Annotated in this window: 26 protein-coding genes; all 26 read left to right on the top strand. The window is 65.0% G+C overall.

Annotated features, from left to right (window positions below; genetic code table 11):
* Positions 1–13: 13 nt before the first annotated feature.
* The 26 genes from EJ070_RS15795 to EJ070_RS15670 all read left to right on the top strand — a co-directional run bounded on the left by EJ070_RS15795 (position 14) and on the right by EJ070_RS15670 (position 24,955).
* Positions 14–1,135 (top strand): DUF1217 domain-containing protein, encoded by a 1,122-nt coding sequence (locus tag EJ070_RS15795; protein WP_126092202.1) that lies wholly within the window; start codon positions 14–16, stop codon positions 1,133–1,135.
* Positions 1,136–1,142: 7 nt separating this feature from the next.
* Positions 1,143–1,865, top strand: coding sequence for a flagellar basal-body rod protein FlgF (gene flgF, locus EJ070_RS15790; protein WP_126092201.1), 723 nt, complete (start codon positions 1,143–1,145; stop codon positions 1,863–1,865).
* Between the two features lie 4 nt (positions 1,866–1,869).
* The gene (gene fliI / locus EJ070_RS15785; RefSeq protein ID WP_126092200.1) at positions 1,870–3,270 is read left to right on the top strand and encodes a flagellar protein export ATPase FliI; all 1,401 of its coding nucleotides are present in this window, start codon (positions 1,870–1,872) and stop codon (positions 3,268–3,270) included.
* A complete protein-coding gene (locus EJ070_RS15780) occupies positions 3,251–3,907 on the top strand; it encodes a hypothetical protein (RefSeq protein WP_126092199.1) in 657 nt (218 codons plus the stop codon). The genes fliI and EJ070_RS15780 overlap by 20 nt, the downstream gene beginning before the upstream one ends.
* Before the next feature lie 88 nt (positions 3,908–3,995).
* A complete protein-coding gene (gene flgB / locus EJ070_RS15775; RefSeq protein ID WP_126092198.1) occupies positions 3,996–4,376 on the top strand; it encodes a flagellar basal body rod protein FlgB in 381 nt (126 codons plus the stop codon).
* Between the two features lie 2 nt (positions 4,377–4,378).
* On the top strand, positions 4,379–4,795 hold the full coding sequence (flgC, locus tag EJ070_RS15770) for a flagellar basal body rod protein FlgC (protein WP_126092197.1): 417 nt from the start codon (positions 4,379–4,381) through the stop codon (positions 4,793–4,795).
* A complete protein-coding gene (locus EJ070_RS15765) occupies positions 4,795–5,124 on the top strand; it encodes a flagellar hook-basal body complex protein FliE (protein ID WP_126092196.1) in 330 nt (109 codons plus the stop codon). Before flgC ends, EJ070_RS15765 begins: the two co-directional genes overlap by 1 nt.
* Positions 5,125–5,133: 9 nt before the next feature.
* Positions 5,134–5,922: a flagellar basal-body rod protein FlgG gene (gene flgG, locus EJ070_RS15760; RefSeq protein WP_126092195.1), complete on the top strand. Its 789-nt coding sequence runs from the start codon at positions 5,134–5,136 to the stop codon at positions 5,920–5,922.
* A 6-nt stretch (positions 5,923–5,928) separates the two neighbouring features.
* On the top strand, positions 5,929–6,453 hold the full coding sequence (gene flgA / locus EJ070_RS15755) for a flagellar basal body P-ring formation chaperone FlgA (RefSeq protein WP_126092194.1): 525 nt from the start codon (positions 5,929–5,931) through the stop codon (positions 6,451–6,453).
* Positions 6,450–7,691 carry a flagellar basal body P-ring protein FlgI gene (locus EJ070_RS15750; RefSeq protein ID WP_126092193.1) on the top strand — a complete coding sequence of 414 codons (1,242 nt, stop codon included), beginning with the start codon at positions 6,450–6,452 and terminating at the stop codon, positions 7,689–7,691. Before flgA ends, EJ070_RS15750 begins: the two co-directional genes overlap by 4 nt.
* Positions 7,692–7,753: 62 nt before the next feature.
* Complete coding sequence (locus tag EJ070_RS15745; RefSeq protein ID WP_126092192.1) at positions 7,754–8,284, top strand: MotE family protein; 531 nt, start codon at positions 7,754–7,756, stop codon at positions 8,282–8,284.
* Positions 8,281–8,985, top strand: coding sequence for a flagellar basal body L-ring protein FlgH (flgH, locus tag EJ070_RS15740; RefSeq protein WP_126092191.1), 705 nt, complete (start codon positions 8,281–8,283; stop codon positions 8,983–8,985). The genes EJ070_RS15745 and flgH overlap by 4 nt, the downstream gene beginning before the upstream one ends.
* A gap of 18 nt (positions 8,986–9,003) precedes the next feature.
* The gene (locus EJ070_RS15735) at positions 9,004–9,498 is read left to right on the top strand and encodes a flagellar basal body-associated FliL family protein (RefSeq protein WP_126092190.1); all 495 of its coding nucleotides are present in this window, start codon (positions 9,004–9,006) and stop codon (positions 9,496–9,498) included.
* Positions 9,495–10,226, top strand: coding sequence for a flagellar type III secretion system pore protein FliP (gene fliP / locus EJ070_RS15730; protein ID WP_126092189.1), 732 nt, complete (start codon positions 9,495–9,497; stop codon positions 10,224–10,226). The genes EJ070_RS15735 and fliP overlap by 4 nt, the downstream gene beginning before the upstream one ends.
* 246 nt (positions 10,227–10,472) lie before the next feature.
* Positions 10,473–11,459 (top strand): flagellin, encoded by a 987-nt coding sequence (locus tag EJ070_RS15725; RefSeq protein ID WP_126092188.1) that lies wholly within the window; start codon positions 10,473–10,475, stop codon positions 11,457–11,459.
* A 280-nt stretch (positions 11,460–11,739) separates the two neighbouring features.
* The gene (locus EJ070_RS15720; protein WP_126092187.1) at positions 11,740–12,810 is read left to right on the top strand and encodes a flagellin; all 1,071 of its coding nucleotides are present in this window, start codon (positions 11,740–11,742) and stop codon (positions 12,808–12,810) included.
* A gap of 220 nt (positions 12,811–13,030) precedes the next feature.
* Positions 13,031–14,689, top strand: coding sequence for a flagellar basal-body MS-ring/collar protein FliF (gene fliF, locus EJ070_RS15715; RefSeq protein ID WP_126092186.1), 1,659 nt, complete (start codon positions 13,031–13,033; stop codon positions 14,687–14,689).
* Positions 14,690–14,692: 3 nt separating this feature from the next.
* On the top strand, positions 14,693–15,319 hold the full coding sequence (locus EJ070_RS15710; RefSeq protein ID WP_126092185.1) for a hypothetical protein: 627 nt from the start codon (positions 14,693–14,695) through the stop codon (positions 15,317–15,319).
* Complete coding sequence (locus EJ070_RS15705) at positions 15,316–16,746, top strand: MotB family protein (RefSeq protein WP_126092184.1); 1,431 nt, start codon at positions 15,316–15,318, stop codon at positions 16,744–16,746. Before EJ070_RS15710 ends, EJ070_RS15705 begins: the two co-directional genes overlap by 4 nt.
* Positions 16,743–18,191 carry a chemotaxis protein MotC gene (locus tag EJ070_RS15700; RefSeq protein ID WP_126092183.1) on the top strand — a complete coding sequence of 483 codons (1,449 nt, stop codon included), beginning with the start codon at positions 16,743–16,745 and terminating at the stop codon, positions 18,189–18,191. The genes EJ070_RS15705 and EJ070_RS15700 overlap by 4 nt, the downstream gene beginning before the upstream one ends.
* Positions 18,188–19,564, top strand: a complete 1,377-nt coding sequence (locus EJ070_RS15695; protein WP_126092182.1) for a flagellar hook-length control protein FliK — start codon at positions 18,188–18,190, stop codon at positions 19,562–19,564. Before EJ070_RS15700 ends, EJ070_RS15695 begins: the two co-directional genes overlap by 4 nt.
* Positions 19,494–20,084: a transglycosylase SLT domain-containing protein gene (locus tag EJ070_RS15690; RefSeq protein WP_245464891.1), complete on the top strand. Its 591-nt coding sequence runs from the start codon at positions 19,494–19,496 to the stop codon at positions 20,082–20,084. The genes EJ070_RS15695 and EJ070_RS15690 overlap by 71 nt, the downstream gene beginning before the upstream one ends.
* A 222-nt stretch (positions 20,085–20,306) precedes the next feature.
* Complete coding sequence (locus tag EJ070_RS15685; RefSeq protein WP_126092181.1) at positions 20,307–20,975, top strand: response regulator transcription factor; 669 nt, start codon at positions 20,307–20,309, stop codon at positions 20,973–20,975.
* 184 nt (positions 20,976–21,159) lie between these two features.
* Positions 21,160–22,416 carry a flagellar hook protein FlgE gene (locus EJ070_RS15680; RefSeq protein ID WP_126092180.1) on the top strand — a complete coding sequence of 419 codons (1,257 nt, stop codon included), beginning with the start codon at positions 21,160–21,162 and terminating at the stop codon, positions 22,414–22,416.
* Between the two features lie 31 nt (positions 22,417–22,447).
* Positions 22,448–23,902, top strand: coding sequence for a flagellar hook-associated protein FlgK (flgK, locus tag EJ070_RS15675; protein ID WP_126092179.1), 1,455 nt, complete (start codon positions 22,448–22,450; stop codon positions 23,900–23,902).
* 3 nt (positions 23,903–23,905) lie between these two features.
* Complete coding sequence (locus EJ070_RS15670; protein WP_126092178.1) at positions 23,906–24,955, top strand: flagellar hook-associated family protein; 1,050 nt, start codon at positions 23,906–23,908, stop codon at positions 24,953–24,955.
* Positions 24,956–24,957 lie beyond the last annotated feature (2 nt).

The following is a 24,957-nucleotide window of genomic DNA, read 5'->3' as shown; positions in this document are numbered from 1 at the left end:
CGGAGGCGTGTCCTTGCTCAATACCTACACCAGCTACCAGTTGATCGTGAAAGACATCAACAAGTCGATCGACCGTATCGAGCAACAGCCGACGGTTGATCGCGATACCAAGTATTACCTGGCCAACATCACCAAGGTGAAATCGATCGACGATTTCGTCAACAATGACCGCGTGTTCAAATATGCCATGAAGGCCTACGGGTTGGAGGACATGGACTATGCCAAGGCCTTTATGGTCAAGGCGCTGAAGGAAGGTGTTTCCGATCCCAATAGCTTCGCCAACAAGCTGACCGACAAGCGCTACGCCGAATTTGTCAGCGCCTTCAACTTCGCCGCCAATGGCGCCGATGCGACCATCTACAACAAGGCGCAGCAGCTGGTGACGAAGAACTACGCCATCCAGGCGCAGATCGCCGGTCTTGATCCGAATTCGGACTATGTGAAGGGCGAGACGACCTATTATCTCGCCAATATCACCAAGGTGAAGTCCGTCGACGACTTGATGGGCAACAGCCGGCTCTACACCTACGCGCTGGCGGCGTTCGGCCTCGATTCGGCCACCGAGGACAAGGATCTCATCAAGCAGGTCCTGCAAGGCGGCGTGCGCGACCCCGACAGCGTCGCCAACAAGCAGACGGATCCGGCCTATGCGGCGCTGGCCTCGGCCTTCAACTTCGAGCAGTACGGCGAGAACGCCACCGCCTACGTTCCGGCGCAGCAGCCGACCGTCGACAAATACATGCGCCAGACGCTGGAGGAAGACGCCGGCAAGACCAATGAGGGCGTGCGGCTGGCGCTTTACTTCCAGCGCAAGGCGCCGGGCATCACCAGTTGGTACGACGTGCTCGCCGACACCGCGCTTGCCAGCGTGGTGCGCACCGCGCTCGGCCTGCCCGATTCCTTCGCCACGGCCGACATCGACAAGCAGGCGCAGTTGTTCGAGCAGAAGCTCGACATCTCGGATTTCACCGACCCCGAGAAACTCGGCAAGTTCCTGACCCGCTTCACCAGCATGTACGAGATCAACAACCCGACCTCGACCGCCGTGACGTCGGTCAGCGTGCTCTTCGCGCAGCCGATCACCGTGGGCATCTCCACCGACCTGATGATGGCCATGCAGAAGCTGAAGTTCTGAGAACACCATGCAGGACAGTCTCTACGTCGCCCTCTCCTCGCAGATTGCGCTCGAGCGCCGCCTCGACACCATCGCCGACAATGTCGCCAATGCCTCGACCATCGGCTTCCGCGCCACCGGCGTGAAGTTCGAGGACGTGGTCTCCGGCACCGGGCCGAAGTCGGTCTCCTTCGCTTCCTCGGGCAAGACCTATCTTTCCACCGCGCATGGCTCGCTGACCGAAACCGGCAATCCTTTCGACTTCGCCATCCAGGGCGATGCCTGGTTCGCCATCGAGACGCCGGTTGGCACCGTGATGACCCGCGACGGCCGCTTCTCCATGAACGAGAACGGCGAGCTGATGTCGATCGAAGGCTATCCGGTGCTGGACAGCGGCGGTGCGCCGATCCAGCTCGATCCGCGCAACGGCCCGCCAAAGGCCGGCGCCGACGGCTCGCTGAGGCAGAACGACCAGCTTGTCGGCGCCATCGGGCTCTATGATTTCGACCCCGGCGACAATTTTGTCCGTTACGGCAATTCCGGTATCGTGCCCGCGCGCACGCCGGAGCCTGTCACCGACCGCTCCAACGTCGGCGTCGCGCAAGGGTTTCTGGAAGAATCCAATGTCAATCCGGTGCTGGAAATGACCCGGCTGATCATGGTGCAGCGTGCCTTCGAGAACACGGCGGCGCTGATCCGGCAGAGCGCTTCCTCCACCGACGACGCGATCAAGACGCTCGGTTCGAAGTAACGGCATGGCGACCGGCTCGTCCCTGCTGCGCGCGCCCGAGAGGCTTGCCGAGGCCGGCTCGGCGGACAGGCTGTCGGCGCTCGAACGCGTCTGGCGGCGGTTCGACGATCCGCAAACAGTGCTCAGCCGCGGCGGCCGCGTCGTCGAGATCTCGCCAACCCACTATAAGGTGCGCGGCCTTTCGGATATCGCGAGGCTTGGCGACATCGTCGAGCAGCGCGGCAAGGCTGGGACCCGCCGCGGCGAGATCGTCAGAATAGGCCGCGACGAGGTCGTGGTCGCGCCGTTCGAGCGCAGCGCCGATGCCGGCATCGGCGACGCCGTGTTCCGGCGCGGTCCGCTTGGCGTCGCGCCGCACGGTTCCTGGCGCGGACGTGCCATCGACGCTTTGACTCGCGTCATCGACGGTGGCCCGCCGCTGATCAGGCCGAACGCCGGCGATGGCGCGCTGACGCCGGGCGCCATGTCGCGCCAGCGCGTCGGCACCGGCTTCCTGACCGGCGTGCGGGTGATCGACATCTTCACCCCGCTCTGCTTCGGCCAGCGGCTCGGCATCTTCGCCGGCTCCGGCGTCGGCAAGTCGACATTGCTTGCCATGCTCGCCGGCGCCGAGGCCTTCGATACGGTGGTCGTCGCGCTGATCGGCGAGCGCGGCCGCGAGGTGCGCGAATTCCTCGAGGACACGATCGGCGCCGACAGCATGGCAAAGACCGTCGCCGTCGTCGCCACCAGTGACGAGAGCGCCATGATGCGGCGACGCGCGCCCGACACCGCCATGTGCGTGGCAGAGCATTTCCGCGACCAGGGCCATCGCGTGCTGCTGGTGCTGGATTCGATCACCCGCTTCGCCCACGCGCTGCGCGAGGTGGCGACGGGAACCGGCGAGCCGCCGGTCGCGCGCGGCTACCCGGCCTCGGTCTTCACCGATTTGCCCAAGCTGCTCGAGCGCGCGGGACCAGGCGCAGAGGGCAAAGGTTCGATCACCGCCATCATCTCGGTGCTTGTCGACGGCGACGATCATAACGACCCGGTGGCCGATTCGGTGCGCGGCATCCTCGACGGCCATGTCGTCCTCGACCGCGCGATCGCCGAGCAGGGACGCTACCCACCGGTAAATCCGCTGTCGTCGATCTCGCGTCTCGCCGACAAGGCCTGGAGCGCGGAGCAGCGCCTGCTGGTGACCAGGTTGAAGTCGATGATCGCGCGTTTCGAGGATACGCGCGATATCCGCCTGCTTGGCGCCTACCAGGGCGGCGCCGATGCCGAGCTCGACATCGCCGTGCGCCAGGTGCCGCTGATCTACGAGGCGCTCACGCAGTCGCCGAGGGATCGCGCTTCGGCCGATCCGTTCGCCGACCTCGCCCGCCATCTCAAGGGGAAGCAGAATGGCGATCAAGGAGACTGATCTGCAGCAAACCGAGCGTCTGCTGCGCGAGATGATTGCCGAGGCCAAGGCCACCGAGGAGGCCGAGGCCAGCCGCGACTTGGCTATCAACGGTCTGTTTCCGAAGGTGGAATGGCCGCAGCCGCCGCGGGCCGAATTTCCGCGCCTGGCCGACAGGAAAGCGGACCGGCGCAGCGATTTCGTCGTCGCCGCGCTCGGCATCACGCTCGGGCTGATCTGCGCGCTGTTTCCCTGGTACATCTTCTTCAACCAGGAGCAATTCGGCGTGCAGGCCATCAAGTTCGGTGGCAGCGGCAGCAATTCCGGACGCGAGGGCGGTGGCGTCGCGGCCGAACGCAGCGCATCGCTGACGGCCAAGGACGTTCCCAATGCCGATATCGACCTGCTTGCCACCGGAACGGTGCAGGACGAACCCCCGCCGGCGCCCGGCGATCAGCCCTTCCCGGCCGCCGTGTCGGAGTTCAAGGTTGTGCATGTCGCCAATGGCCGCGCCATGATCGAGGACGATACCGGCCTGTGGATCGTCCAGCGCGGCTCGGTCCTGCCCGATTCCAGCCGCGTCGCCTCGATCGAACAGCGCGGCGGCAAATGGGTGATCGTCACGGACGCAAACAAGGTGGTCGAGCTTTCCAGGTGATGGCGCTGTAACGGACTTCGGGCCTATCCGCGCAAGGTCCGCGCAAGACTGACGGCCTAGTCTTGTGCCTACTCGCCCGGAGAGTCCCATGGAACCCGTCAACCTTTTTGATCTCGCCACCCGGCAGTCGCAATGGCTGGCCGTGCGCCAGTCCGCGATCGCCTCCAACATCGCCAATGCCAACACGCCGGGCTACACGGCAAATGACGTCGAGCCGTTCGAAAAGGTTCTCGACCGGACCGCGGTGACATTGAAGGCCACCGAAGCAGGCCATCTTGGCGCCGAGACGACGAATGCCGGCTTCAATGTCAAGCCGCAGGAAGCCACCGGCTCGATCATGCCGTCGAAGAACACCGTCGTTCTCGAAGACGAGTTGATGAAGGCTGGCGAAGTGCGCCGCTCCTTCGAGCTCAACACGGCGATCGTCAAAGCCTTCCATTCGATGATGACGATGGTGGTGAAGAGCTGACCATGGACGCGCTGACCGCAGCCCTCAAAGTCGCATCATCAGGCCTTGGCGCCCAGTCGGAGCGCCTGCGCGTGGTGTCGGAGAACCTCGCCAACGCGCAATCGACGGGCAACACGCCCGGCGCCGATCCCTATCGGCGCAAGACGATCACCTTCCAGTCCGAGCTCGACCGCGCGAGCGGCGGCTCGCTGGTCGAGGTGAGCTCGATCGCGCGCGATCCGTCGGACTTCCCGATCGAGTTCCAGCCCGGCAACGAAGCCGCCGACGAAAAGGGGTACGTGAAGATGCCCAACGTCAACGTGCTGGTCGAAATGGCCGACATGAGCGAGGCGAACCGCTCCTATGAGGCCAACCTGCAGGTCATCAAGCAGGCTCGCGATCTGATTTCCATGACCATCGACCTGATGAGGAACCAGTAATGATCGGCGGTATCGGGGCACTACAGTTCAAACCGGCAATCGAAGGCGCAGAGGCCGCCTCGCCAGGCCTGCTTCCGGGCGGTGTCGGGACACAGGCAAGCGAAAGCGTCGGCGGCAGCTTCGCGGACCTTCTCAGCCAGGCCGCAACCAAGACCGTCAACACGCTGCAGAACGCCGAGCAGATGTCGATCCAGGCGCTCAAGGGCGATGCCGACACCCGTCAGGTGGCCGATGCGGTGATGAGCGCCCAGCAGGCCCTGCAGACGACCATCGCCATCCGTGACAAGGTCGTCTCGGCCTACCTCGAAATCAGTCGCATGAATATCTAGGACCGCGTCATGAAAGCCCTTGCTATCGCCGCGACCGGCATGAACGCCCAGCAGACCAATCTGGAAGTCATTGCCAACAACATCGCCAACATCAACACCACCGGCTACAAGCGGGCGCGGGCCGAATTCTCCGATCTGCTCTATCAGGTCGACCGTACCCAGGGCGTGCCCAACCGCTCCAACACCTCGCTTGTGCCCGAGGGCGTCTCGATCGGCCTCGGCGTCAAGACGACGGCGGTGCGCAACGTCCACACCCAAGGTGAACTGACCAGCACCGGCAACAGCTTCGACCTGGCGCTGACCGGGAGAGGCTGGTTCCAGATCGAGGGCGCTGACGGCAGCACGCTCTACTCCCGCGCCGGCGCCTTCAACACCAATGCCACCGGGCAGTTGGTCACCGTCGACGGCGCCAGCGTCGTCCCGGCGATCACCGTGCCGACCGACGCGGTCGAGGTGATCGTCAACAAGACCGGCCAGGTCTTTGCCCGCATCGACGGCCAGACCGACCTGCAGCTTCTCGGCCAGCTTCAGATCGTCAACTTCGCCAATGAGGCCGGCCTCGCCCCGCTCGGCGACAATCTGTTCCAGGAGACGGCGGCTTCCGGTCCGGCCAATGTCGGCGTTCCCGGCGATCCCGGCTTCGCCACGATCGAGCAGGGTTATCTGGAATCCTCCAACGTCGATCCGGTCAAGGAAATCACCGAGCTGATCTCGGCGCAGCGCGCCTATGAAATGAATTCCAAGGTCATCCAGGCCGCTGACGACATGGCCTCGGTGGTCTCCAAGAACATCAGGTAACGGATGATGCCGAGGCCGATCTCCTGTTCCGCATTTTGCCGCGCCGCGCTGGCCCTCGCGCTGGTTGCCGGCGGCATGCCGGCATTCGCGCAGGAAACGGCCGGCCAATCGGCCAGCCAGATCGCCGCCGGCCAGCCGGCCGGCGAGGCTGTGCTGATCCCGAACCGGGTCATCTACCCGGGCGAGACCATCGAGCTTGCGGCGCTGAAGCAGGTGACCCTCGTGCCGGGCAAGCACGAGCCGGACGGCATGGCGACGCGCTCCGAAGACCTGCAGGGCAAGGTCGCCAAGCGCACGCTGCTGCCCGGCCGCTACATTCCCGTGGCTGCTATCCGAGAAGCCTGGCTGGTCGAGCAGGGCGCCTCCGTGCAGGTCTATTTCACCGCCGGCGCGCTGACCATTTCGGCTGCCGGCGTCACCTTGCAGCCAGGCGCCGCGGGCGACCTCATCAAGGTCCGCAACATCGACAGCGGCAAGATCATTTCCGGCATTGTCATGGCCGACGGCACCATCAAGGTCGGCGCATCGTGATGCGCGCTTTCGCCCTTTTGCTCAGCGCCGCGATCGGCCTTCAGCCCGCCTTGGCGGACGGGCTGACGCCCAAGGCCAAGCGCGAGCTGGCCTTGAAGAACGGTGGCGTCTACGACGACCCTGAATACGATCCGGCCACCACCACGCGCATGTTCCGCGTCTCAACGGGGCCGAGCACGCTGCCGCCCGGCCAGGTCGCGGCGCGCATCAAGGATATCGCCCAACTGCAGAGCGCCCGCGACAACCAGCTCGTCGGCTACGGCCTTGTCATAGGCCTGGCGGGAACCGGCGACAGCCTGCGCAACTCGCCCTTCACCGAACAGTCGATCCGCGCCATGCTGGAGAACCTCGGCATCGCCACCGAAGGCGGCAGCGCGCGCGCCAAGAACGTCGCCGCCGTCATCGTCACCGCCAACATGCCGCCCTTCGTCCAGTCGGGCGCCCGCATCGACATCGACGTCTCCTCCATGGGTGACGCAACCTCGCTCGCCGGCGGCACGCTGGTGATGACGCCGCTGAAGGCGGCGGACGGCGAGATCTATGCTGTCGGGCAAGGTTCGGTGATCGTGGGCGGCTTCACCGCCAAGGGCCAGGCCGAGCAGTTGACGCAAGGTGTGCCCACCGCCGGCCGCGTGCCGAACGGCGCCATCATCGAGCGCACCGTGCCGGCCGAATTCGACGACCAGGGCGTGCTGACGCTGCAATTGCGCAATCCCGATTTCTCGACCGCCATTCGCATCGCCGACGCCATCAACGATTACACCGCGCAGCGCTTCGGCATGCGCGTCGCGGCTGAGCGCGATGCCCGCACCGTGCAGATCAGGCGGCCGAAGAACGTGTCGGCCGCGCGCTTCTATGCCGAGATCGAAAACCTGGTCGTCGAATCGGATGCCCCTGCCCGCGTCGTCATCGACGAACGCACCGGCACCATCGTCATCGGCAACAACGTCAAGATCTCGCGCGTCGCCATCAGCCACGGCACGCTCACCGTGCGCATCACCGAAGCGCCGAAGGTGGTTCAGCCAGAACCCTTCTCCAGGGGCGAGACCGCGGTCGAACCCTTCACCGCCATCGAAGCTACGCGGCCCGACGCGCGCGTTGCCGTGCTCGACGGCCCTGACCTGGAAACGCTTGTCTCCGGCCTCAACCGCCTTGGTGTGAAACCCGACGGCATCATCGCCATCCTGCAAGGCATCAAGTCGGCCGGCGCCCTGCAGGCCGACCTGGTTCTCCAATAGGCACGCCGATGATCGAGCTTTTCTCCGCAAGACTGCATCGTCGCCCGAGACTTCATCCTGGAATGAGCCTCCTCGCCGCAGCCGCCATTGTCGCGCTGGTGGGCGGTACCGCCCGCGCGGAAGAAGTCCGCCAGGTGCTGCCCGGCGGACAGGCGCCGGCTCAGCCGGCCCAGCTCGTGCGCGCGAAGGCGCCGGACCAAAGCGAGATCCAGCGCTTCTGCTCCAACATCGCCGATGCCGCGCGCGACCGCCGCTACGCGCTCCAGGCCGAGGAACTGAAGCAGCTTCAGGCCGGCATCGACGAGCGCATGAAGGCGCTGGAGGCAAAACGCACCGAATATGAGGAATGGCTGAAGCGCCGCGAAGTGTTCCTGGCGCGCGCCGAGGACAGTGTGGTCAAGATCTATGCCGGCATGAAGCCCGACGCCGCGGCCGAGCGCCTTGCGATGGTCAATGCCGAGCTCGCTGCCGCCATCCTGATGAAGCTCGATTCACGCAAGGCGGGCGTCATCCTCAACGAAATGGACCAGAAGGCGGCGGCGACGCTCACCGGCATCATGGCCAGCGCGGCGCGAAGGGTTGATCCGTCATGAAGTTGAAGTTGCTCGTCCTGGTCGCGGTTGCGGCACTGTCCGGCTGCGGCACCGACCTCAAGGAGGTCGGCCGCGAGCCCGCGCTGTCGCCGGTCGGTTCCGGCATCGGCAATGGCGGCGGAGCGCCCTACAGCTATCCTGAGCCGCCGGCCGCGCCCGTGAAAAAATTCTCGCTGTGGGACGACCGCCAGAGCAGGCTCTTCACCGACCCGCGGGCGCTGCGGGAAGGCGACATCCTGACCGTCAACATCAAGCTCAACGACAGGGCCAATTTCAAGAACCAGAACGACCGCAGCCGCACCGCCGCCCGCAAGCTCGGCTACGACGTCACGCTCGGATGGGACGGCAAGAGCACAAGCGGCAAGGGCGACGCAGGCCTGAGTTCCAGCACCGAGACCAACGCCGACGGCGAGATCAAGCGCTCGGAGAGTCTCGAGCTCAACGTCGCCGCTGTCGTCACCGAAGTGCTGCCCAACGGCAATCTGATGATCAGGGGCTCGCAGGAGGTGCGCGTCAATTACGAGCTTCGGGTCCTCACCATCGCCGGCATGGTGCGTCCCTCCGACATCGGCGCCGAAAATACGATCCCCTACGAGCGCATCGCCGAGGCACGCATCTCCTATGGCGGCCGCGGCCGTGTGATGGAGGTCCAGCAGCCGCCCTACGGCCAGCAGATCCTCGACCAGGTTCTTCCTTTCTAGGACGGGGAGACCGCTGTTATGGCAAATGTCGAGCAGGCGCAGCCCAAGAAAGGACCATCCCTCGTGGTCCAACTCGCCATGCTTCTGGTCATGACGGGCGCGGCCATCGGCCTGGGCTGGGTCTCCGGCGGCTATCTCAAGCAAGGCGAAGCGCCGGCACCTGTGCCTGCCGCGCCGGAGAATGCCGGCAGCCCGGAGAAGGCGGCCGAAGCCGGCAAGCCGGCTCCCGGACCGACGGTGGTTCAGCTCGCGCCGATCACCACCAATATCGCTTCGCCGGGCGAAGTCTGGATAAGGCTTGAGGCTTCGGTGCTCTACGACGCGCCGCAGCCTCCGGAAATGGCCGAGCAGATCCAGCAGGACCTTCTGGCGTTCGTGCGCACGCTGAAGATGCACCAGATCGAGGGCGCCAGCGGCTACCAGCACCTCAAGGCCGACCTCGACGAGCGAGCTGCGCTGCGCAGCGGCGGCCATGTCAAACAGGTTCTCATCAGGACGATGCTGCTCGAATGAGAAGATTGCTTGTCGCCACGGCGCTTATCGTCGTCACCACCTCTGTCGCCGCGGCCCAGCAGCTCGATCTCGGCGGCATCGGCAAGGCCGACGGCACGACGGTCGGCTACCTCATCCAGATGTTCGGTCTGCTCACCGTGCTTTCGGTGGCGCCGGGCCTGCTGATCATGGTGACGAGCTTCACCCGCTTCGTCATCGCCTTCTCGATCCTGCGCGCCGGCATCGGCCTGCAGTCGACACCCGCCAACCTGATCCTGATCTCGCTGTCGCTGTTCATGACCTTCTATGTCATGGCGCCGACCTTCGACCAGGCCTGGAACACCGGCGTCAAGCCACTGATGGACAATCAGATCACCCAGGCCGAAGCCTTCGAGAAGATCTCGGATCCGTTCCGCAGCTTCATGCTGCACAATGTGCGCGACAAGGATTTCGACCTCTTTGCCGATCTCGCCCGCGAGCGCGGCCAGACCGTCTCGCGTGACGCCGTCGACCTGCGCATCCTGGTGCCCGCCTTCATGATCTCGGAGATCCGGCGCGGCTTCGAGATCGGCTTCCTGATCGTGCTGCCGTTCCTGGTCATCGACCTCATCGTCGCCACCGTCACCATGGCGATGGGCATGATGATGCTGCCGCCGACAGTGGTCTCGCTGCCTTTCAAGATCCTGTTTTTCGTGCTGATCGACGGCTGGAATCTACTGGTCGGCAGCCTGGTGCGGTCCTTCACCTGATCGCCACGGCCGGACGCCCTGGGATGCCGCGCAAGTCTTGAAGACTTGGAGACGAAAGTCGGCGCGAAGTTTCCAATATTATTTTCGATTAACCGTCCGGTTTAGCCCTTTGGTAGGGACTTGCCGCCATAGTCGCCTGCAGATGGCGGGTGACCGGTCTCAACGGTCATTGGCATGATGCCGCACCGTCATACCGGAAATGCCGGTATGTCAAAAAAATCCGTGTAAAATCAAGGTACGAGTATCATGGCCAGTATCATGACCAATGCCTCGGCGCTGACCGCGCTGCAGAGCTTGAACGCCACCCAGAAGAACCTCGACACCACCCAGGCCCGCATCTCGACGGGTTATCGCGTCTCGCAGGCTTCGGACAACGCCGCTTACTGGTCGATCGCCACCACGATGCGCTCCGACAACCAGGCCATGTCCACCGTTTCGGACTCGCTCGGCCTCGGCGCCTCGAAGGTCGACACCGCCTATACCGGCATGAGCAGCGCGATCGACACCATCAACAAGATCCAGGAGAAGCTGACCGCATCCTACGGCCAGACGGATGCCTCCAAGGAAAAGACCCAGACCGAAATCAAGGCGCTTCAGGATCAGTTGAAGGCTTACGCCGACGGCGCCACCTTCTCCGGCACCAACATGCTGTCGGTAAAGACCGCCTCGGGCACGGCCGCCGACGTCAAGATCGTTTCAGCCTTCAACCGCAGCGCCACAGGCTCGGTTTCGATTTCGACGATCGACGTCAACGTGGAAAGCATCAAGCTGTATGATAGCGGTGCGGCCCCGACCACGAAGGGTATCCTCGACGCCGACCGCGTCGGCGCGACCGGCGCCATCGTCGGCACGGCGCAGAACCCGACCCTGGGTGCGGCTGCGGCAGCCGGCGACACCTACTCGGTCGCCACCCTGAAGATCTTCTCCGGTACCACCGCTGCCAGCGACAGCCAGATCTCGGAGATGATGAACGTCGTCGACACCGCGCTCAAGGCCATGACGACCGCTGCCACCAAGCTCGGCGCCGCCAAGAGCTCCATCGACCTGCAGAAGACCTTCACGCAAAGCCTGATGGACTCCATCGACCGCGGCGTCGGCCAGCTCGTCGATGCCGACATGAACAAGGAATCGACCCGCCTCCAGGCCCTGCAGGTTCAGCAGCAGCTCGGTGTCCAGGCGCTGTCGATCGCCAACGGCTCCTCGCAGTCGATCCTGTCGCTCTTCCGCGGCTGATCGCCTTCGACCGATCAAGTTAGACATACGGGCCGCGCCAAAAGCGCGGCCCGTTTTGCGTTTGCTCCCCAATTTGCGTCTTGATCAAGGCTCGCGCAACCCTCGTTCCTTAACCTCTCGAAAGCTGACTTTTAACAGGGCATTAACCATATCACGCTAAGTATGGTTAACCGTTAGCTTACGACAGGTTGTCGAATCGGCCCTGACCGGGACAATCGCAGCCGATGGGCGGGTCGACCCGGCCTGTATGGCATGCCGGCTTAGAGAAGGAGCGAGTTTCTTGGCGAGCATCATGACGAACGCTGCGGCGTTGACTGCACTTCAAAGCCTCAACGCCACCAACAAATCGCTCGAACAGACACAAGCCCGGATCTCGACCGGCTACAGGGTCTCCGAAGCCTCCGACAACGCCGCCTACTGGTCGATCGCCACCACGATGCGGTCCGACAACTCGGCGCTGTCGACGGTGCAGGATGCGCTCGGCCTCGGCGCCTCGAAGGTCGACACCGCCTACACCGGCATGAACAACGTGCTGGACACGATCGGCAAGATCAAGACCAAGCTGCTGTCGAGCGTCGGCCAGTCGGATGCCAACAAGGCAAAGACGCAGACCGAAATCACTACGCTTCAGGCGCAGATGAAGTCCTTTGCCGATGCCGCCACCTTCTCCGGCTCGAACTACCTCTCGGTGACGTCCAAGCAGGTCGCGGCCGCCAATGACGGCGTCCAGCCCGACGCCAAGATCGTCTCCTCGTTCAACCGCACCTCATCCGGCGCCATCTCGCTCGGAACCATCGACATCGATGTCGAAAGCATCAAGCTGTTCGATTCCGGCCTCGCCACCGCCGTCAAGAACCAGGGCATCCTCGACCGCAAGACCTCGATCTACTCCACGGCTGCGGACCAGTCCGCCTACGATGCCGCCTATGCGGCCGCGATCGCCGGCGGCGCCACCGACATCGCCGCCAACACCGCCGGCCAGGCCGCTGTTGGGGGCACGCCCGTCAAGATCGACAACGTCTCCGCCTACAATCTCGACATCACGGCGTCGGGCGTGACCGACGACATCATCACCCAGATGATCACCAAGATCGACAACGTCATGAGTCAGCTCACCGACTCCGCCACCATCCTCGGCGCCGCCAAGAGCAGCATCGACCTGCAGAAGACCTTCACCCAGAGCCTGATGGACTCCATCGACCGCGGCGTCGGTCAGCTCGTCGACGCCGACATGAACAAGGAATCGACCCGCCTCCAGGCCCTGCAGGTTCAGCAGCAGCTCGGCATCCAGTCACTGTCGATCGCCAACAGTTCCTCGCAGTCGATCCTGTCGCTGTTCAAGAACGGCTAACCGTCTTATCTTCCGGATCTATCGAAAGGCCGTGCCTTGGGCGCGGCCTTTTCGCTTGCCGGCTTGTTGTTGCTGTGGTCGTCGTCCTCGCGCGGCACGCGCTTTTTGTGCGTGTCTTTGTCCCAACCCCGCCAGGTTTTGGGCGGCACGCCCTATCATCCTCGCACAAGCTTCGCGGTCTAGTCTTCCGGCGGACAGTCATGCTGGGAGCGCTTGAAACGTGCCGGAACAGATCCAGAGCCTCATCGCGAATCTGCGGGGATTCGGCGTCAGGCGTCTCGCCCTCATGGGCGGCATCGCCGCGCTGGTCATGGCGGTCATCGGCCTCGCCTCGGTCTACCTCAACCGTCCGGCCTACGAGACGCTTTATGTCGGGCTCGACCGCTCCGACGTGAACCAGATCGGCCTGGTGCTGGGCGAGGCCGGCATCGGCTTCGATGTCGGCGCCGACGGAACGTCGGTGCTGGTGCCGGCCGGCACCACCGCGCACGCCCGCATGCTGCTTGCCGAGAAGGGCCTGCCGACCAGCGCCAACGCCGGCTACGAATTGTTCGACAATGTCGGCTCGCTTGGCCTGACGTCCTTCATGCAGCAGATCACCCGCGTGCGCGCGCTCGAAGGCGAGATTGCGCGCACCATCCAGTCGATTGCCGGCGTCAAGGCGGCGCGCGTCCACATCGTCATGTCCGAGCGCGCCAATTTCCGCCGCGACGAGCAGCAGCCCTCGGCTTCGGTGGTCATCCGCTATGCCGGCATGGATGCCGAAAAGAGCGCGCAGTCGATCCGCCACCTGGTCGCCGCGGCGGTTCCCGGCTTGTCGGCCGACAAGGTCACCGTGCTCGATTCCAACGGCAACCTGCTCGCCGCCGGCGACGACACCTCCAACACCAGCGCTGCCCGCACGCTCGGCGTCGAGCAGACGGTCGAGGCGCAGATCGGCGACAACATCCGCCGCGCGCTGACACCCTATCTCGGCCCCGACAATTTCCGCGCCAGCGTCAAGGCCGACGTCAACACCGACACGCGCCAGACCGAAGAGACGATCTTCGATCCTGAATCCCGCGTTGAGCGATCGGTGCAGTCGGTACGCACCAACGAGGCCAGCAACCAGAAGCAGGCCTCGACCCCGACCAGCGTCGAGCAGAACCTGCCCGAGACCCAGACGACCAGCACCGAGGGGCCGCAGTCCTCCTCGCAGAACGACCGCAAGGAAGAGATCACCAACTACGAGATCAACTCCAAGAAGATCGCCACCGTCTCCAACGGCTATTCGGTGACCAAGATGTCGATCGCCGTCGTCGTCAACCAGGATCGGCTCAAGACCATCCTCGGCAAGGACGCCACGCCCGAGCAGATCGCCAAGCGCGTTGCGGACATCCAGAAGATGGTGGCCTCGGCCACCGGCTTCGACGACAAGCGCGGCGACATCATCGACGTCTCGGCGGTGGAATTCATCGACGGACTGGATGGCGAGCCGATCGACCAGCCCGGCATCCTCGCCTCGATCGGCACGTACACCGGCACGCTCATCAACGCCGGCGCCTTCATCGTCGTCGTGTTCCTTGTCGCCTTCTTCGGCCTTCGGCCGATGGCCGCCGCGCTGACGGCATCGGCGAAGCCCGCAGCCATCGCCGGCCCCAGCTTCGACGATGTCCAGCGCTCGCTGCCGACGCCCGACGCGCCGGTGGCTGCGATCGCTTCCGATACGCCGGTCGGCGCCTTGCCCGACGCTCGCCCGGGCTCCACCCCGCTCGACGACCTGCGTCAGAAGATCAGGCCAGCGCCGCAGGAACGGCTGGCGCGCATGGTCGACCTCAACGAGGAGCGCACCGCACAGATCCTGCGCAAATGGGCGGCCGCCCCGGAAGCGGCGGCTTAAGCCATGGCTTCGGGAGCCCTTTTCGATCTCCTGCCCGATTTCGGCCCGCGCGCGCCGCGCACCGGCCAGCCGCCGGCGGCGCAGAACGTCGAGCCCAAGCCGGAGGCATCCCCGCCGCAAGCCGACATTGGCGCTTTGATCGCCGAGGCGGTGGCCGACGCGGAAGCAGCACTCGAAGCCCGCCTCACGGCCGCCCATCAGGCGGCGCTGGAGGCCGAGCGCCAGGCCAATGACGATGCGGCGAAAGCGTTCCTGGAAAGCTTCGGCGGCGATCTCGGCGCGGCGGTCACGACGCGGATCGATGCCATGGAGGCGCGTGTTGCCGAGATCACCGCCGCCACCATCGCCCGCATCATGGGCGGCATCGTCAGCGAAGAGCTGCAAAAGCGTTCGCTCGACGCCCTCACCCGCACCATCGGCGCCGCGGTCGCCGACAGCGAGGCCGTGCGGATCGGCGTGCGCGGGCCGCTGTCGCTGTTCGAGCCGCTGAAGGCGGCACTTGGGGACCGCGCGGCCAATCTCGATTTCACCGAAGCCCCGGGCTTCGACCTGACCGTGACCATCGATGAAACGGTGTTCGAGACGCGTATCGCCGAATGGTCGGCTTCCCTGTCGGAGGTCCTGTCATGAGCGCCATCGACCACGGCGAGGCCAGGCACGAGATCATCATCGTCAAGCGCAACCACGACGGTCATGACGACGACCATCATGGCGGCGTCTGGAAGATCGCCTTTGCCGACTTCATGACGGCGATGATGTGCTTCTTTCTCGTCATGTGGCTGATCAACGCCGCCAACGAGCAGACCAAGGCGGCGGTCGCCAGCTACTTCAATCCGGTCGAGCTGATCGACCGCAACTCCAGCCGCAAGGGTCTCGAGGATCTCGGCGACGGCCCGAGCAAGGTTGGTCTCACCGCCGACAACCCGCAGGATGGCGCCAGCAAGGCCGGCGAGAACGGCAAGGGCGGCGCCGGCTCCTCCGACCGCAGGCAGACCAAGGAAGCCTCGCAGAAGTCCGACCTTTCCGACGAGCACCTGTTTGCCGACCCGTACGCCGTGCTTGCCGAGATCGCCACCGATACCGGCGTCATGCAGAATGTCAGCGCCAAGGGTGAAGGCGGTGTTCAGAACGCCGGTCCGGCGACCGGCGCTTCCGGCGGCGAATCCTATCGCGACCCTTTCGCGCCGGATTTCTGGTCGCAGCAGGTGGCGACACCTGGCGCCGAAGCCAGCGCGGAACGCAAGAAGATCGAAGGCGATCCGGCCAAGCCCGGCGAAAAAGTCGCCGAAACCGAGGTACCGAAGGTCAAGGCGGCTCCGCCGGCGCCGCCGCGCCTGGAAGCCCCACTCGAACCGATGGCAACGCCCGAGAAACCCGATACCAAGATGGCTGCCGGATCGGCCGATGCGAAGGCCGGGAAAGCCGCGCGCCAGGAGATCAAGGTCGAGAAGGCTGAAAGCGGAAAAGCGGAAGCCGAAAAAGCCGGAGATGAAGCCAAATCCGAAGCCGCGAAGGCTGGATCGGCGAAGGCGGAGACGGCGAAGGCAGAGCCGGAGCAGACACCAGACCAAGGCGTAAAGGCCCCGAGCAGCACCGCCCTCAAGGCCGCCGCCGAAATCAAGCAGGAGCTGGCCAAGGCCTTCGCGCCGGGTGAAAAGCTGGCCGAGGGCGTCTCCGTCGAGGCCACCGACAAGGGCGTCGTCATCTCGATCACCGATCAGCTCGACTTCGGCATGTTCGAGATCGGTTCGGCCTTGCCGCGCCGCGAGCTGGTGCTGGCGATGGAGAAGATCGGGCACATCATCAACGAGAAGAAGGGCACCATCACCATCGGCGGCCATACCGACGCGCGGCCGTTCCGCAGCGACACCTATGACAACTGGCGGCTGTCCACCGCCCGCGCCCACTCCGCCTATTACATGCTGGTGCGAGGCGGCGTCGACGAAAGCCGTATCACCGAGGTCGCCGGCTATGCCGACCGCCAGCCCAGGATCCCGTCCGATCCGCTGGCCGCCGCGAACCGCCGCATCGAAATCCTGATGGCTACAGGCGGATGAGAGGCAAGACCGTCATCGGCCGCGCTGTCGGGCTGCTGCTGCTCGCCGCCGCAGGATCGCCGGCCGCGGCTTTCGCCCAGGATGACGGCTTGCAGCCTTATCAGCTGGTGCGTTCGCTGCAGCTGATCCAGGACCGCATCGCCGGCGGCGACCATGCGGCGCTGCCGATGCAGGCCAAACTGCTCGAAATGACCGATGCCAGGCTTCGCGCCGCCGATGCCGAGGATTTCAAGGATCCGAAAAATTTCCGCGGACTGCTCGTCTACGGCATGAGCGGCGGCAACCCTGTCACGGTCGAGGCCGCGGCTTCGCGCGCGACGACCGACCCGCAAAGCCTCGCCATCGCCAAGGGGATCGTCGCCTACCTGAACGGCCGGCCGGCCACCGCGATCGAGATCCTGAAGCCGATCGATCCGATGAGCGTGCCTCCCGACCTCGGCGCCTTCCTGGCGCTGGTCAAGGGTTCTCTGCTCGCGACCGATGAACCGGCCGCAGCGCTCATCTTGCTGGACCAGGCCCGCCTGCTCAGCCCCGGCACGCTGGTCGAGGAAGCAGCCCTTCGCCGTTCCGTCGGCATCGCCGCGGCACAAGGCGATGCCGCTCGCTTCGCGCTCGCCTCGACGCAGTATGTCGCGGGCTATCTCTATTCCCCCTATGCCAGCCAGTTCGCGGATTCCTTCGTCTCCGGCGTTATTCAACTGCACATGTCGATCAGCCAGGACAAGCTCGCCGACATCACGTCGATGATGGATGCCGAGCGCGAGAAGGTGATCTATCTGCGCATCGCCCGCCGTGCCGCGATCGACGGGCTGACGGATCTCTCCGCTTTCGCCTCGGCGCGGGCCGAGCAAGGCCGTAACGGCAACGGCAATCAGGACGATCCACGCGCCGTGCTCTACTCCAGCCTCTCCACGGTGACGTCGGCCACGATCGACGACGTGCGCGCCAGGCTCGGCAAGATCGATCGCGCCAAACTTTCGGAAGGCGACCGCGCCTTGCTCGACGCCGCGCAAGCCGTCGCAGGCGAGGTCGTCGCACCTGTGCCGGCGGCAGGCAAGGACGAGATCGAGGCTGCGGATCCGGCAAGGATCAATGCGGCGAAACCCGCCGCCGAAGCCGAGTCTGTGAGCAAGGCCGACGCCGAAGCCTTGCCGCCGGTGGAAGGCGCCATGTCCGAGCAGCCGGCTGTCGCGGCTGCGGCCAAGCCGGCGGCGGACGCGCCGACCGCGGCTCCCGCGCCGCCGACCCTGCCAACGACGGCTCCGCCCACGGTCGCGGCGCTAGCCGCCGCTCCGGCACCACCCGAAACGCCAGCCGTGCTGCCTGCGTCTGCGCCGGCGGCCGTCGCGGATCTTGATCCGCACGATCCCACCGACGCCGCGATGCTCAACGCGCGCCGTCAGCTCGACCAAATTGACCAGTTGCTCGGAGCCGCTCCCAAATGACCAGCATCAGCCAGGCCTTGCCGGGACTCGGCTCTGCCCACGCCCAGTCGCGGCAGCACGCTGCCGACGGGAAGGAAAAAGGCGCGAATTTCGGCGAGATGGTGAATGGCGCCGAGAAGCCGGCCTTGCAGGGCAAGCAGTCGGCGGAGTCTGTCTCCCCGAATGCCCATCCGACACGGCGTCCCCTCGCCGGTCCGGCCAAGACACAGGCTGGCCAGGATGGACAGACCAGGACTGCCGCGCAGAAGCCGGCGACTGGAAAAGCCGCGAAGAACAAAGCTGATGCCGACCATATGAAGGCCGCGGACGATGCCGGTGCGGCGGCGCAATCGTCGGATGCCGCTCCGTTTGAGGATCGCCTGCCCTTGTTGATGGCGCTGGGCGACATCCGCCATTTCGCAACGTCGACAAATGCCGATCGCAGCGGATCGGCCGCCGAGGGAGAGGCTGGGATCCAATCCTCCCTCGGCCAATCCGCCCCTTCGCAGCTCGCGATCCGTCAGGGCAAACGCATATCGGCCGACGCCACCGAAAGCTCCGAGCCGTTGCCGCGATCCGCTCGCGCCACGATGGCGACGGACAAACCCGAACCCGCCTTCGGCCAGAAACCAGCCAGCGCCGGCCCCGCCACATTGGTCCGCAAGGACGACATCGTCCTGCCCGGAACAACTGGAACCGAGACCGACGCCGCAGCGCCGCGAGGCTGGCGGCCGGCAGCCGCCCAGAAGACCGCGCAAGCGGCGCAATCCATCGCATCGCTCAACCAGGCCAAGCCATCCGCCGCCGGGCGCATGGATGTCGTCAGCGAGCAGAGCTTCCCGGCGCCGGCGCAAACTACCATCAGCCAGACGGCATCGGCGCTGGTCGAGGCGATCGCCTCGGACACCGGCGTCCAGCAGACCTTTTCAAGCGCCGCGGCCGCCGCTCAAACGGCCAATTCTGTTGCCGTTCCGACACACGTCCTGAAGATCGAGCTTCATCCTTCGGAGCTTGGCGTGGTGACCGCCAGCCTGAGGCTCTCGGGAGAACAGCTTTCGATTGAGATGAAGCCACAGACGCATGAGGCATACCGCCGCCTGACCGCCGACAGCGACGCGATCGTCAAGTCGATGCGCGGTCTCGGTTTCGAGGTCGATCATGTTACCATCCTGCAACCCTCGATAGCAGTTCATTCAGCCGGCCGCACCGATGCAACCAGCACGCCGCCGATGTCGGCGGGCCGCGACCAGCCTTCGTTCCAGCCAGGGAATTCGGGCGGCGACAGTGCCGGCGGCGGCCGCCAACCGGGAAGGAACGACAGCAATGGCGCACAGGAAATCGGCCGCGCTGCTTCGCCTCTTCGCGAGCGCGCTGGCGACGATATCTATATCTAGCCTGGCTGTCGTTGCCGCCAAGGCCGCCGCCAATCCTTGCGAGCCGGAAATCCTGCGCGCCGCCGACCGCTACGGCGTGCCGGCTGGTATCCTCTATGCGGTTGGCCTGACGGAAACGGGAAAGAAAGGCAGCCTCCAGCCTAATGCCTTGAATATAGAAGGAAAAGCTGTCTTCCCGCACAGCCGCGGCGAGGCGCTTGCGACATTCGAGAATGCCCGCCGCGAGGGCAAGACGCTGATCGATCTTGGCTGCATGCAGATCAATCATCGCTATCACGGCGATCATTTCCGCAGCGTCGGGGACATGCTCGACCCGCACCAGAACGTCGACTACGCGGCGCGCTTCCTGGTCAGCCTCCATGCCCGGCACATGACCTGGTCGATGGCCGTCGCCCGCTATCATGCCGGCCCCGACAATGACCCGGCGCAAAAGATCTATGTCTGCCGCGTCATCGCCAACATGGTCGCCACCGGTTTCGGCAAATGGACGCCGAACGCCAGCGCGTTCTGCAATCAATAGTTGTTGCGACAACGACCCCTGGTCGACCGCCGTCGAGGCGCTCGACGGCCCCAATATCGTCCTCGATCCGGTACCGCCAATACATTTTGCAGCCGGCTTTTATTACGGCTCCCCAAAAAACTCCCAAGAAAATAGCTACAAGAAATGACGGTTTTTCAGGATTCACGCCACCGGGTACCCCTTTCCGCACGGGGCAAATGAGATGATTCGGAGGGCGGGCCGATGATCGTGATCGTTGATGAGCGCGAGCTCGTAACTGAGGGTTATAGCTCACTTTTCGATCGCGAGGGCGTCGCCACCGCGGGCTTCGCGCCGGGCGAGTTCGGCGAGTGGGTGAGTTCCGCCGCCGACACCGACCTCAGATCCGTCAGGGCCTTCCTCATCGGCGACTGCCGCGACGGCGCCATCTCGCCGCGCCAGATCCGCGACCGCACCGGCGCGCCGGTGATCGCGCTCAGCGAGCAGCACTCGCTGGAACACACGCTGCGGCTTTTCGAGAGCGGCGTCGACGACGTCGTCCGCAAGCCCGTGCACATCCGCGAGATACTCGCCCGCATCACCGCCATCCGCCGCCGCGCCCATGAAGAGGCCGCCTACACCGAAGTCGGCTCGATGCGCATCTTCATGGACGGCCGCGATCCGGAGATCGACGGCGAGCCGCTGCCGCTGCCGCGGCGCGAGCGGCGCATCCTGGAATATCTGGCCAGCAATCGCGGCCGCCGCGTGACCAAGACGCAGGTGTTCAACGCCATCTACGGCATCTTCGACGAAGAGGTCGAGGAGAACGTGGTCGAGAGCCACATCTCGAAGCTGCGCAAGAAACTGCGCGAGAAGCTTGGCCACGACCCGATCGATTCCAAGCGGTTCCTCGGTTACCGGCTGGTGTTCTGATGGCTGCCGCCGGCACGGTCCGCGCCAGCCTCGCGCAAGACACGAAGCCTACCCTCATGGCCTCTGACCTAGTGCATGCCGCCCAAAAGTGCGCAGCGGTTTTGGGAGAACGGCATGCATCAAACAAAGACATAAAGCGCGCCGCCCCGACGCGACGCGCTTCGTGCATCGAGGAGATGTATCTATGAGCCTCTACGGAATGATGCGGACCGGCGTCTCCGGTATGAACGCGCAGGCCAACCGCTTGTCCACGGTGGCCGACAACATCGCCAACTCCGACACCACCGGCTACAAGCGCTCCTCCGCTGAATTCTCGACGCTGATCATGCCGACCACCGGCGGCGCCTACAATTCGGGCGGCGTCACGACGACGATCCGCTCCGCCATCAGCTCGCAAGGTGTTCTTCAGTACACCACCTCGGTGTCCGACCTCGCCGTCAACGGCGACGGCTTCTTCGTCGTGCAGGATCCGAGCGGCACACCCTATCTCACCCGCGCCGGCGCCTTCATTCCGGATGCCGAGGGTCGGCTGGTAAATGCCGCGGGCTACCAGCTCATGGCCTACAGCTACGCCAATGGCGATCCGGCCGCGACCGCCAACGGCTTCGAAGGCCTGGTGCCGGTGCAGATCTCCGACCAGGAGATGACGGCGACGCCGAGCACCGAAGGCAATTTCACCGGCAACCTGCCGGCGGGCGCGACCCCAGTCGCAGCCGGCAGCCTGCCGTCCACCAACAGCGCGACCGCCGAATACACATCGAAATCCTCGCTGGTCGCTTACGACAATCTCGGCAACAAGGTGCTGCTCGACGTCTATTTCACCAAGACGGGCACCGGCACCTGGTCGGTCTCGGTCTTCGACCAGTCGAAGGCTACTCCCGGCACGTCCTTCCCCTATACGGGCGGCGCGCTGGGCTCGGCCAACCTCACCTTCGATACCACCACCGGCAAGCTCACCGGCGCGACCACGGGCATCTCCTTCACGGTGCCGAACGGCTCGACCCTCAACCTCGATCTCTCCAAGATGACGCAGCTTGGAACCGGCTTCACGGTCTCCGACGCCAAGGTCAACGGCAATCCTCCGAGCACGATCGAGAAGATCCAGATCAGCCAGGACGGCGTCATCTACGCGCAGTATCAGGACGGCACCACCAAGCCGCTCTACAAGATACCGCTGGCCGACGTTCAGAGCCCCGACAACCTCACCGCGATGCCGGGCAACGTCTACGTGCAGAGCGCGGATTCAGGCGCCGTCCGCATCGGCTTTGCCAATGAAGGAAAGCTTGGCTCGGTCGTCTCGGGCGCGCTCGAAAACTCCAACGTCGATATCGCCGAGGAACTGACCAACATGATCGCGGCGCAGCGCAGTTACACCGCCAATTCGAAAGTCTTCCAGACCGGTTCCGACCTCATGGACGTCCTCGTCAACCTCAAGAGATAACCCATCGGGCGCCAGCCCGTGAAAGACCCGCATGTCGCTTTCCACCGCATTAAGCATCGCCCAGTCGGCGCTCCTGGCCACATCCAAGCAAACCAGCGTCGTGTCGCGCAATGTGGCCGACGCGTCCAACCCGGACTATGCCCGTCGCGTCGCCGTCGTCACCAGCACGGCGCCCGGCGCGCGATCGGTGGAGATACAGCGCGCCGCCAACGACCTTCTGTTCCGCCAGAACCTTTCCGCGCTGTCGGCATGGAGCGGCCAGAGCGCGCTCTATAGCGGCATGGATCAGCTCGACCTCTCGGTCAACGGGGTCGACAATGCGTCGTCCCCGTCGACCGCGATCGCCAACCTGCAGCAACAGTTGCAGCTCTATGCCACGACGCCTTCGAACCAGAACCTTGGCACCGCCGTCATCGACGCGGCCAAGCAGGTGGTGAACTCGCTGAACGGCGGCACCAAGGCGATCCAGGACTTCCGCACCCAGACCGACGGCCAGATCGCGACCGCCGTCGACGACCTCAACTCGCTGCTCAGCCAGTTCCAGGACGCCAACAAGGCCGTCATCTCGGGCACCCGTTCCGGCACGGACGTGTCCGATGCGCTCGACCAGCGCGATGCGCTTCTGAAGAAGATCGCGGAATATGTCCCGGTCTCGACCTTCACGCGCGGCGACAACGACATGGTCATCACCACCACTGATGGCACGACGCTGTTCGAGACGGTGCCGCGGTCGGTGACCTTCACGCCCTCGGCAGGTTACACGGCCGGCACCCCCGGCAATACGATCTACATCGACAATGTGCCGCTTTCGGCGGGCGCTGGCGACAACGCCACCGCCGACGGCAAGCTTGCCGGCATGCTCAAGCTGCGCGACAGCGTCGCCGCGACCATGCAGAGCCAGCTCGACGAAATCGCGCGCGGCCTGATCGCGGCATTTGCCGAGACCGCGCCGTCGCAGCCCGACGCGGCAGGCCTCTTCACCTGGTCCGGCGCGCCGGCCATCCCGGCCGCCGGCACCCTGGTCAATGGCCTAGCCGGTTCGATCAGCGTCAACGCCGCGTTCGATCCGAGCGCCGGCGGCAGCCCCTCGCTGCTGCGCGACGGCGGCGCCAACGGCGCGGCCTATGTTTCCAACCCCGGCAGCGGCGCCTCTTATTCGGACCTGCTGATCGCCTATGGCAACAGGCTGGATCAGCCGATGGCTTTCGACACATCCGCCGGCATCACCGTCAGCTCCGGCGTCTCGGACTATGCCGCCAACGCCATCGGCTGGTTCGAGGGCGTGCGCCAGCAGGCATCGACCAACGCCGACGCCAAGGAGGCGCTGGCCACGCGCACGGCCGAGGCGCTGTCGAACGAAACAGGCGTCAATGTCGATCAGGAGATGTCGCTCCTTCTCGACCTCGAGCACACCTATCAGGCGTCGGCGCGGATGATGAAGACGGTCGACGACATGCTGAACGCCCTGTTGAGCGCGGTGGGATAATCCATGAAAGCGACAGCCGTTTCTTCAGCCGCCATCTCCAACGCCATGCGCTATCAGCAGATGCGCATGCAGGCTGAGCTCGTCAAAGCGACGACGGAATCCCAGACCGGCAAGGTCGCGGATGTCGGCCTGGCGCTTGGCGGACGCACGACCCAGGCCGTCACCTTCCAGCGCGACCTCGACCGGCTGAACGGCATCATCGATTCCAACGCGCTGGTCGGCGCTCGGTTGGCATCGACCCAGGATTCGCTCGGCCAGCTCTCCGATGTCGCGCAGAGCTTCCTGTCGGCGCTGACCGCCGGCGTGTCGGGCGACTCCTCGACCAGCGTCCTGCAGACCGCCGGCGCCTCGGCGCTGCAGCAGATGACCGGCATCCTGAACACCAGCGTCAACGGCGAATATCTGTTTGCCGGCACCAACACCGACGTCAAGCCGATCGACGATTTCAGCGCTGCCGGCTCGCCCGCCAAGGCGGCGTTCGACGCTGCCTTCACCAGCTACTTCGGCTTCACCCAGAACGACCCGGCAGCCGCCAACATCACCGCCGCCCAGATGGACGACTTCATCACCACCCAGGTCGAGCCGCAATTCCTGGACTCCGGCTGGCAAACCAACTGGTCGAGCGCTACCGACGACCAGATCACCAGCCGCATTTCGCTGAACGAAACCACCCAGACTTCGGTCAGCGCCAACGAGCAGGGCATCCGCAAGCTCGCCATGGCGGCCGCCATGGTCAGCACTCTTGTCACCGGCAACATCAGCGAAGCCGCCCAGAATACGATCGCCAGCCGCGCGCAGGAACTGGTCGGCGAGGCCATCGGCGGCATCGTCCAGGTGCGGTCCGAGGTGGGCCTGGCCCAGAAGCGCGTGTCCGATGCCAGCGACCGCATGAAGACGCAGGTCGATCTCTTCGAGAAGCATATCGTCGACCTCGAAGGCGTCGATCCCGCCGAAGCCGCCACCCGCGTGGCCGACCTGACCCAGCATATCGAAACGTCCTTCGCCTTGACCGCGCGCCTGCAGCAGCTCAGCCTGCTGAACTATCTCACCTGAAC

This window comes from Mesorhizobium sp. M1E.F.Ca.ET.045.02.1.1 (assembly GCF_003952485.1).
GTDB lineage: Bacteria > Pseudomonadota > Alphaproteobacteria > Rhizobiales > Rhizobiaceae > Mesorhizobium.
This window is presented reverse-complemented; position numbering and strand designations above follow the sequence as displayed.

Coding starts and splice junctions, on each gene's coding strand:
- flgF (WP_126092201.1), top strand. CDS start 1,143: ATGCAGGACAGTCTCTACGTCGCCCTCTCCTCGCAGATTGCGCTCGAG.
- EJ070_RS15765 (WP_126092196.1), top strand. CDS start 4,795: ATGATCGGCGGTATCGGGGCACTACAGTTCAAACCGGCAATCGAAGGC.
- flgK (WP_126092179.1), top strand. CDS start 22,448: ATGTCGCTTTCCACCGCATTAAGCATCGCCCAGTCGGCGCTCCTGGCC.
- flgB (WP_126092198.1), top strand. CDS start 3,996: ATGGAACCCGTCAACCTTTTTGATCTCGCCACCCGGCAGTCGCAATGG.
- EJ070_RS15670 (WP_126092178.1), top strand. CDS start 23,906: ATGAAAGCGACAGCCGTTTCTTCAGCCGCCATCTCCAACGCCATGCGC.
- EJ070_RS15700 (WP_126092183.1), top strand. CDS start 16,743: ATGAGAGGCAAGACCGTCATCGGCCGCGCTGTCGGGCTGCTGCTGCTC.
- EJ070_RS15725 (WP_126092188.1), top strand. CDS start 10,473: ATGGCCAGTATCATGACCAATGCCTCGGCGCTGACCGCGCTGCAGAGC.
- EJ070_RS15690 (WP_245464891.1), top strand. CDS start 19,494: ATGGCGCACAGGAAATCGGCCGCGCTGCTTCGCCTCTTCGCGAGCGCG.
- EJ070_RS15745 (WP_126092192.1), top strand. CDS start 7,754: ATGAGCCTCCTCGCCGCAGCCGCCATTGTCGCGCTGGTGGGCGGTACC.
- EJ070_RS15705 (WP_126092184.1), top strand. CDS start 15,316: ATGAGCGCCATCGACCACGGCGAGGCCAGGCACGAGATCATCATCGTC.
- flgA (WP_126092194.1), top strand. CDS start 5,929: ATGCCGAGGCCGATCTCCTGTTCCGCATTTTGCCGCGCCGCGCTGGCC.
- EJ070_RS15695 (WP_126092182.1), top strand. CDS start 18,188: ATGACCAGCATCAGCCAGGCCTTGCCGGGACTCGGCTCTGCCCACGCC.
- flgH (WP_126092191.1), top strand. CDS start 8,281: ATGAAGTTGAAGTTGCTCGTCCTGGTCGCGGTTGCGGCACTGTCCGGC.
- EJ070_RS15735 (WP_126092190.1), top strand. CDS start 9,004: ATGGCAAATGTCGAGCAGGCGCAGCCCAAGAAAGGACCATCCCTCGTG.
- flgC (WP_126092197.1), top strand. CDS start 4,379: ATGGACGCGCTGACCGCAGCCCTCAAAGTCGCATCATCAGGCCTTGGC.
- EJ070_RS15780 (WP_126092199.1), top strand. CDS start 3,251: ATGGCGATCAAGGAGACTGATCTGCAGCAAACCGAGCGTCTGCTGCGC.
- EJ070_RS15680 (WP_126092180.1), top strand. CDS start 21,160: ATGAGCCTCTACGGAATGATGCGGACCGGCGTCTCCGGTATGAACGCG.
- EJ070_RS15685 (WP_126092181.1), top strand. CDS start 20,307: ATGATCGTGATCGTTGATGAGCGCGAGCTCGTAACTGAGGGTTATAGC.
- fliI (WP_126092200.1), top strand. CDS start 1,870: ATGGCGACCGGCTCGTCCCTGCTGCGCGCGCCCGAGAGGCTTGCCGAG.
- fliP (WP_126092189.1), top strand. CDS start 9,495: ATGAGAAGATTGCTTGTCGCCACGGCGCTTATCGTCGTCACCACCTCT.
- flgG (WP_126092195.1), top strand. CDS start 5,134: ATGAAAGCCCTTGCTATCGCCGCGACCGGCATGAACGCCCAGCAGACC.
- EJ070_RS15710 (WP_126092185.1), top strand. CDS start 14,693: ATGGCTTCGGGAGCCCTTTTCGATCTCCTGCCCGATTTCGGCCCGCGC.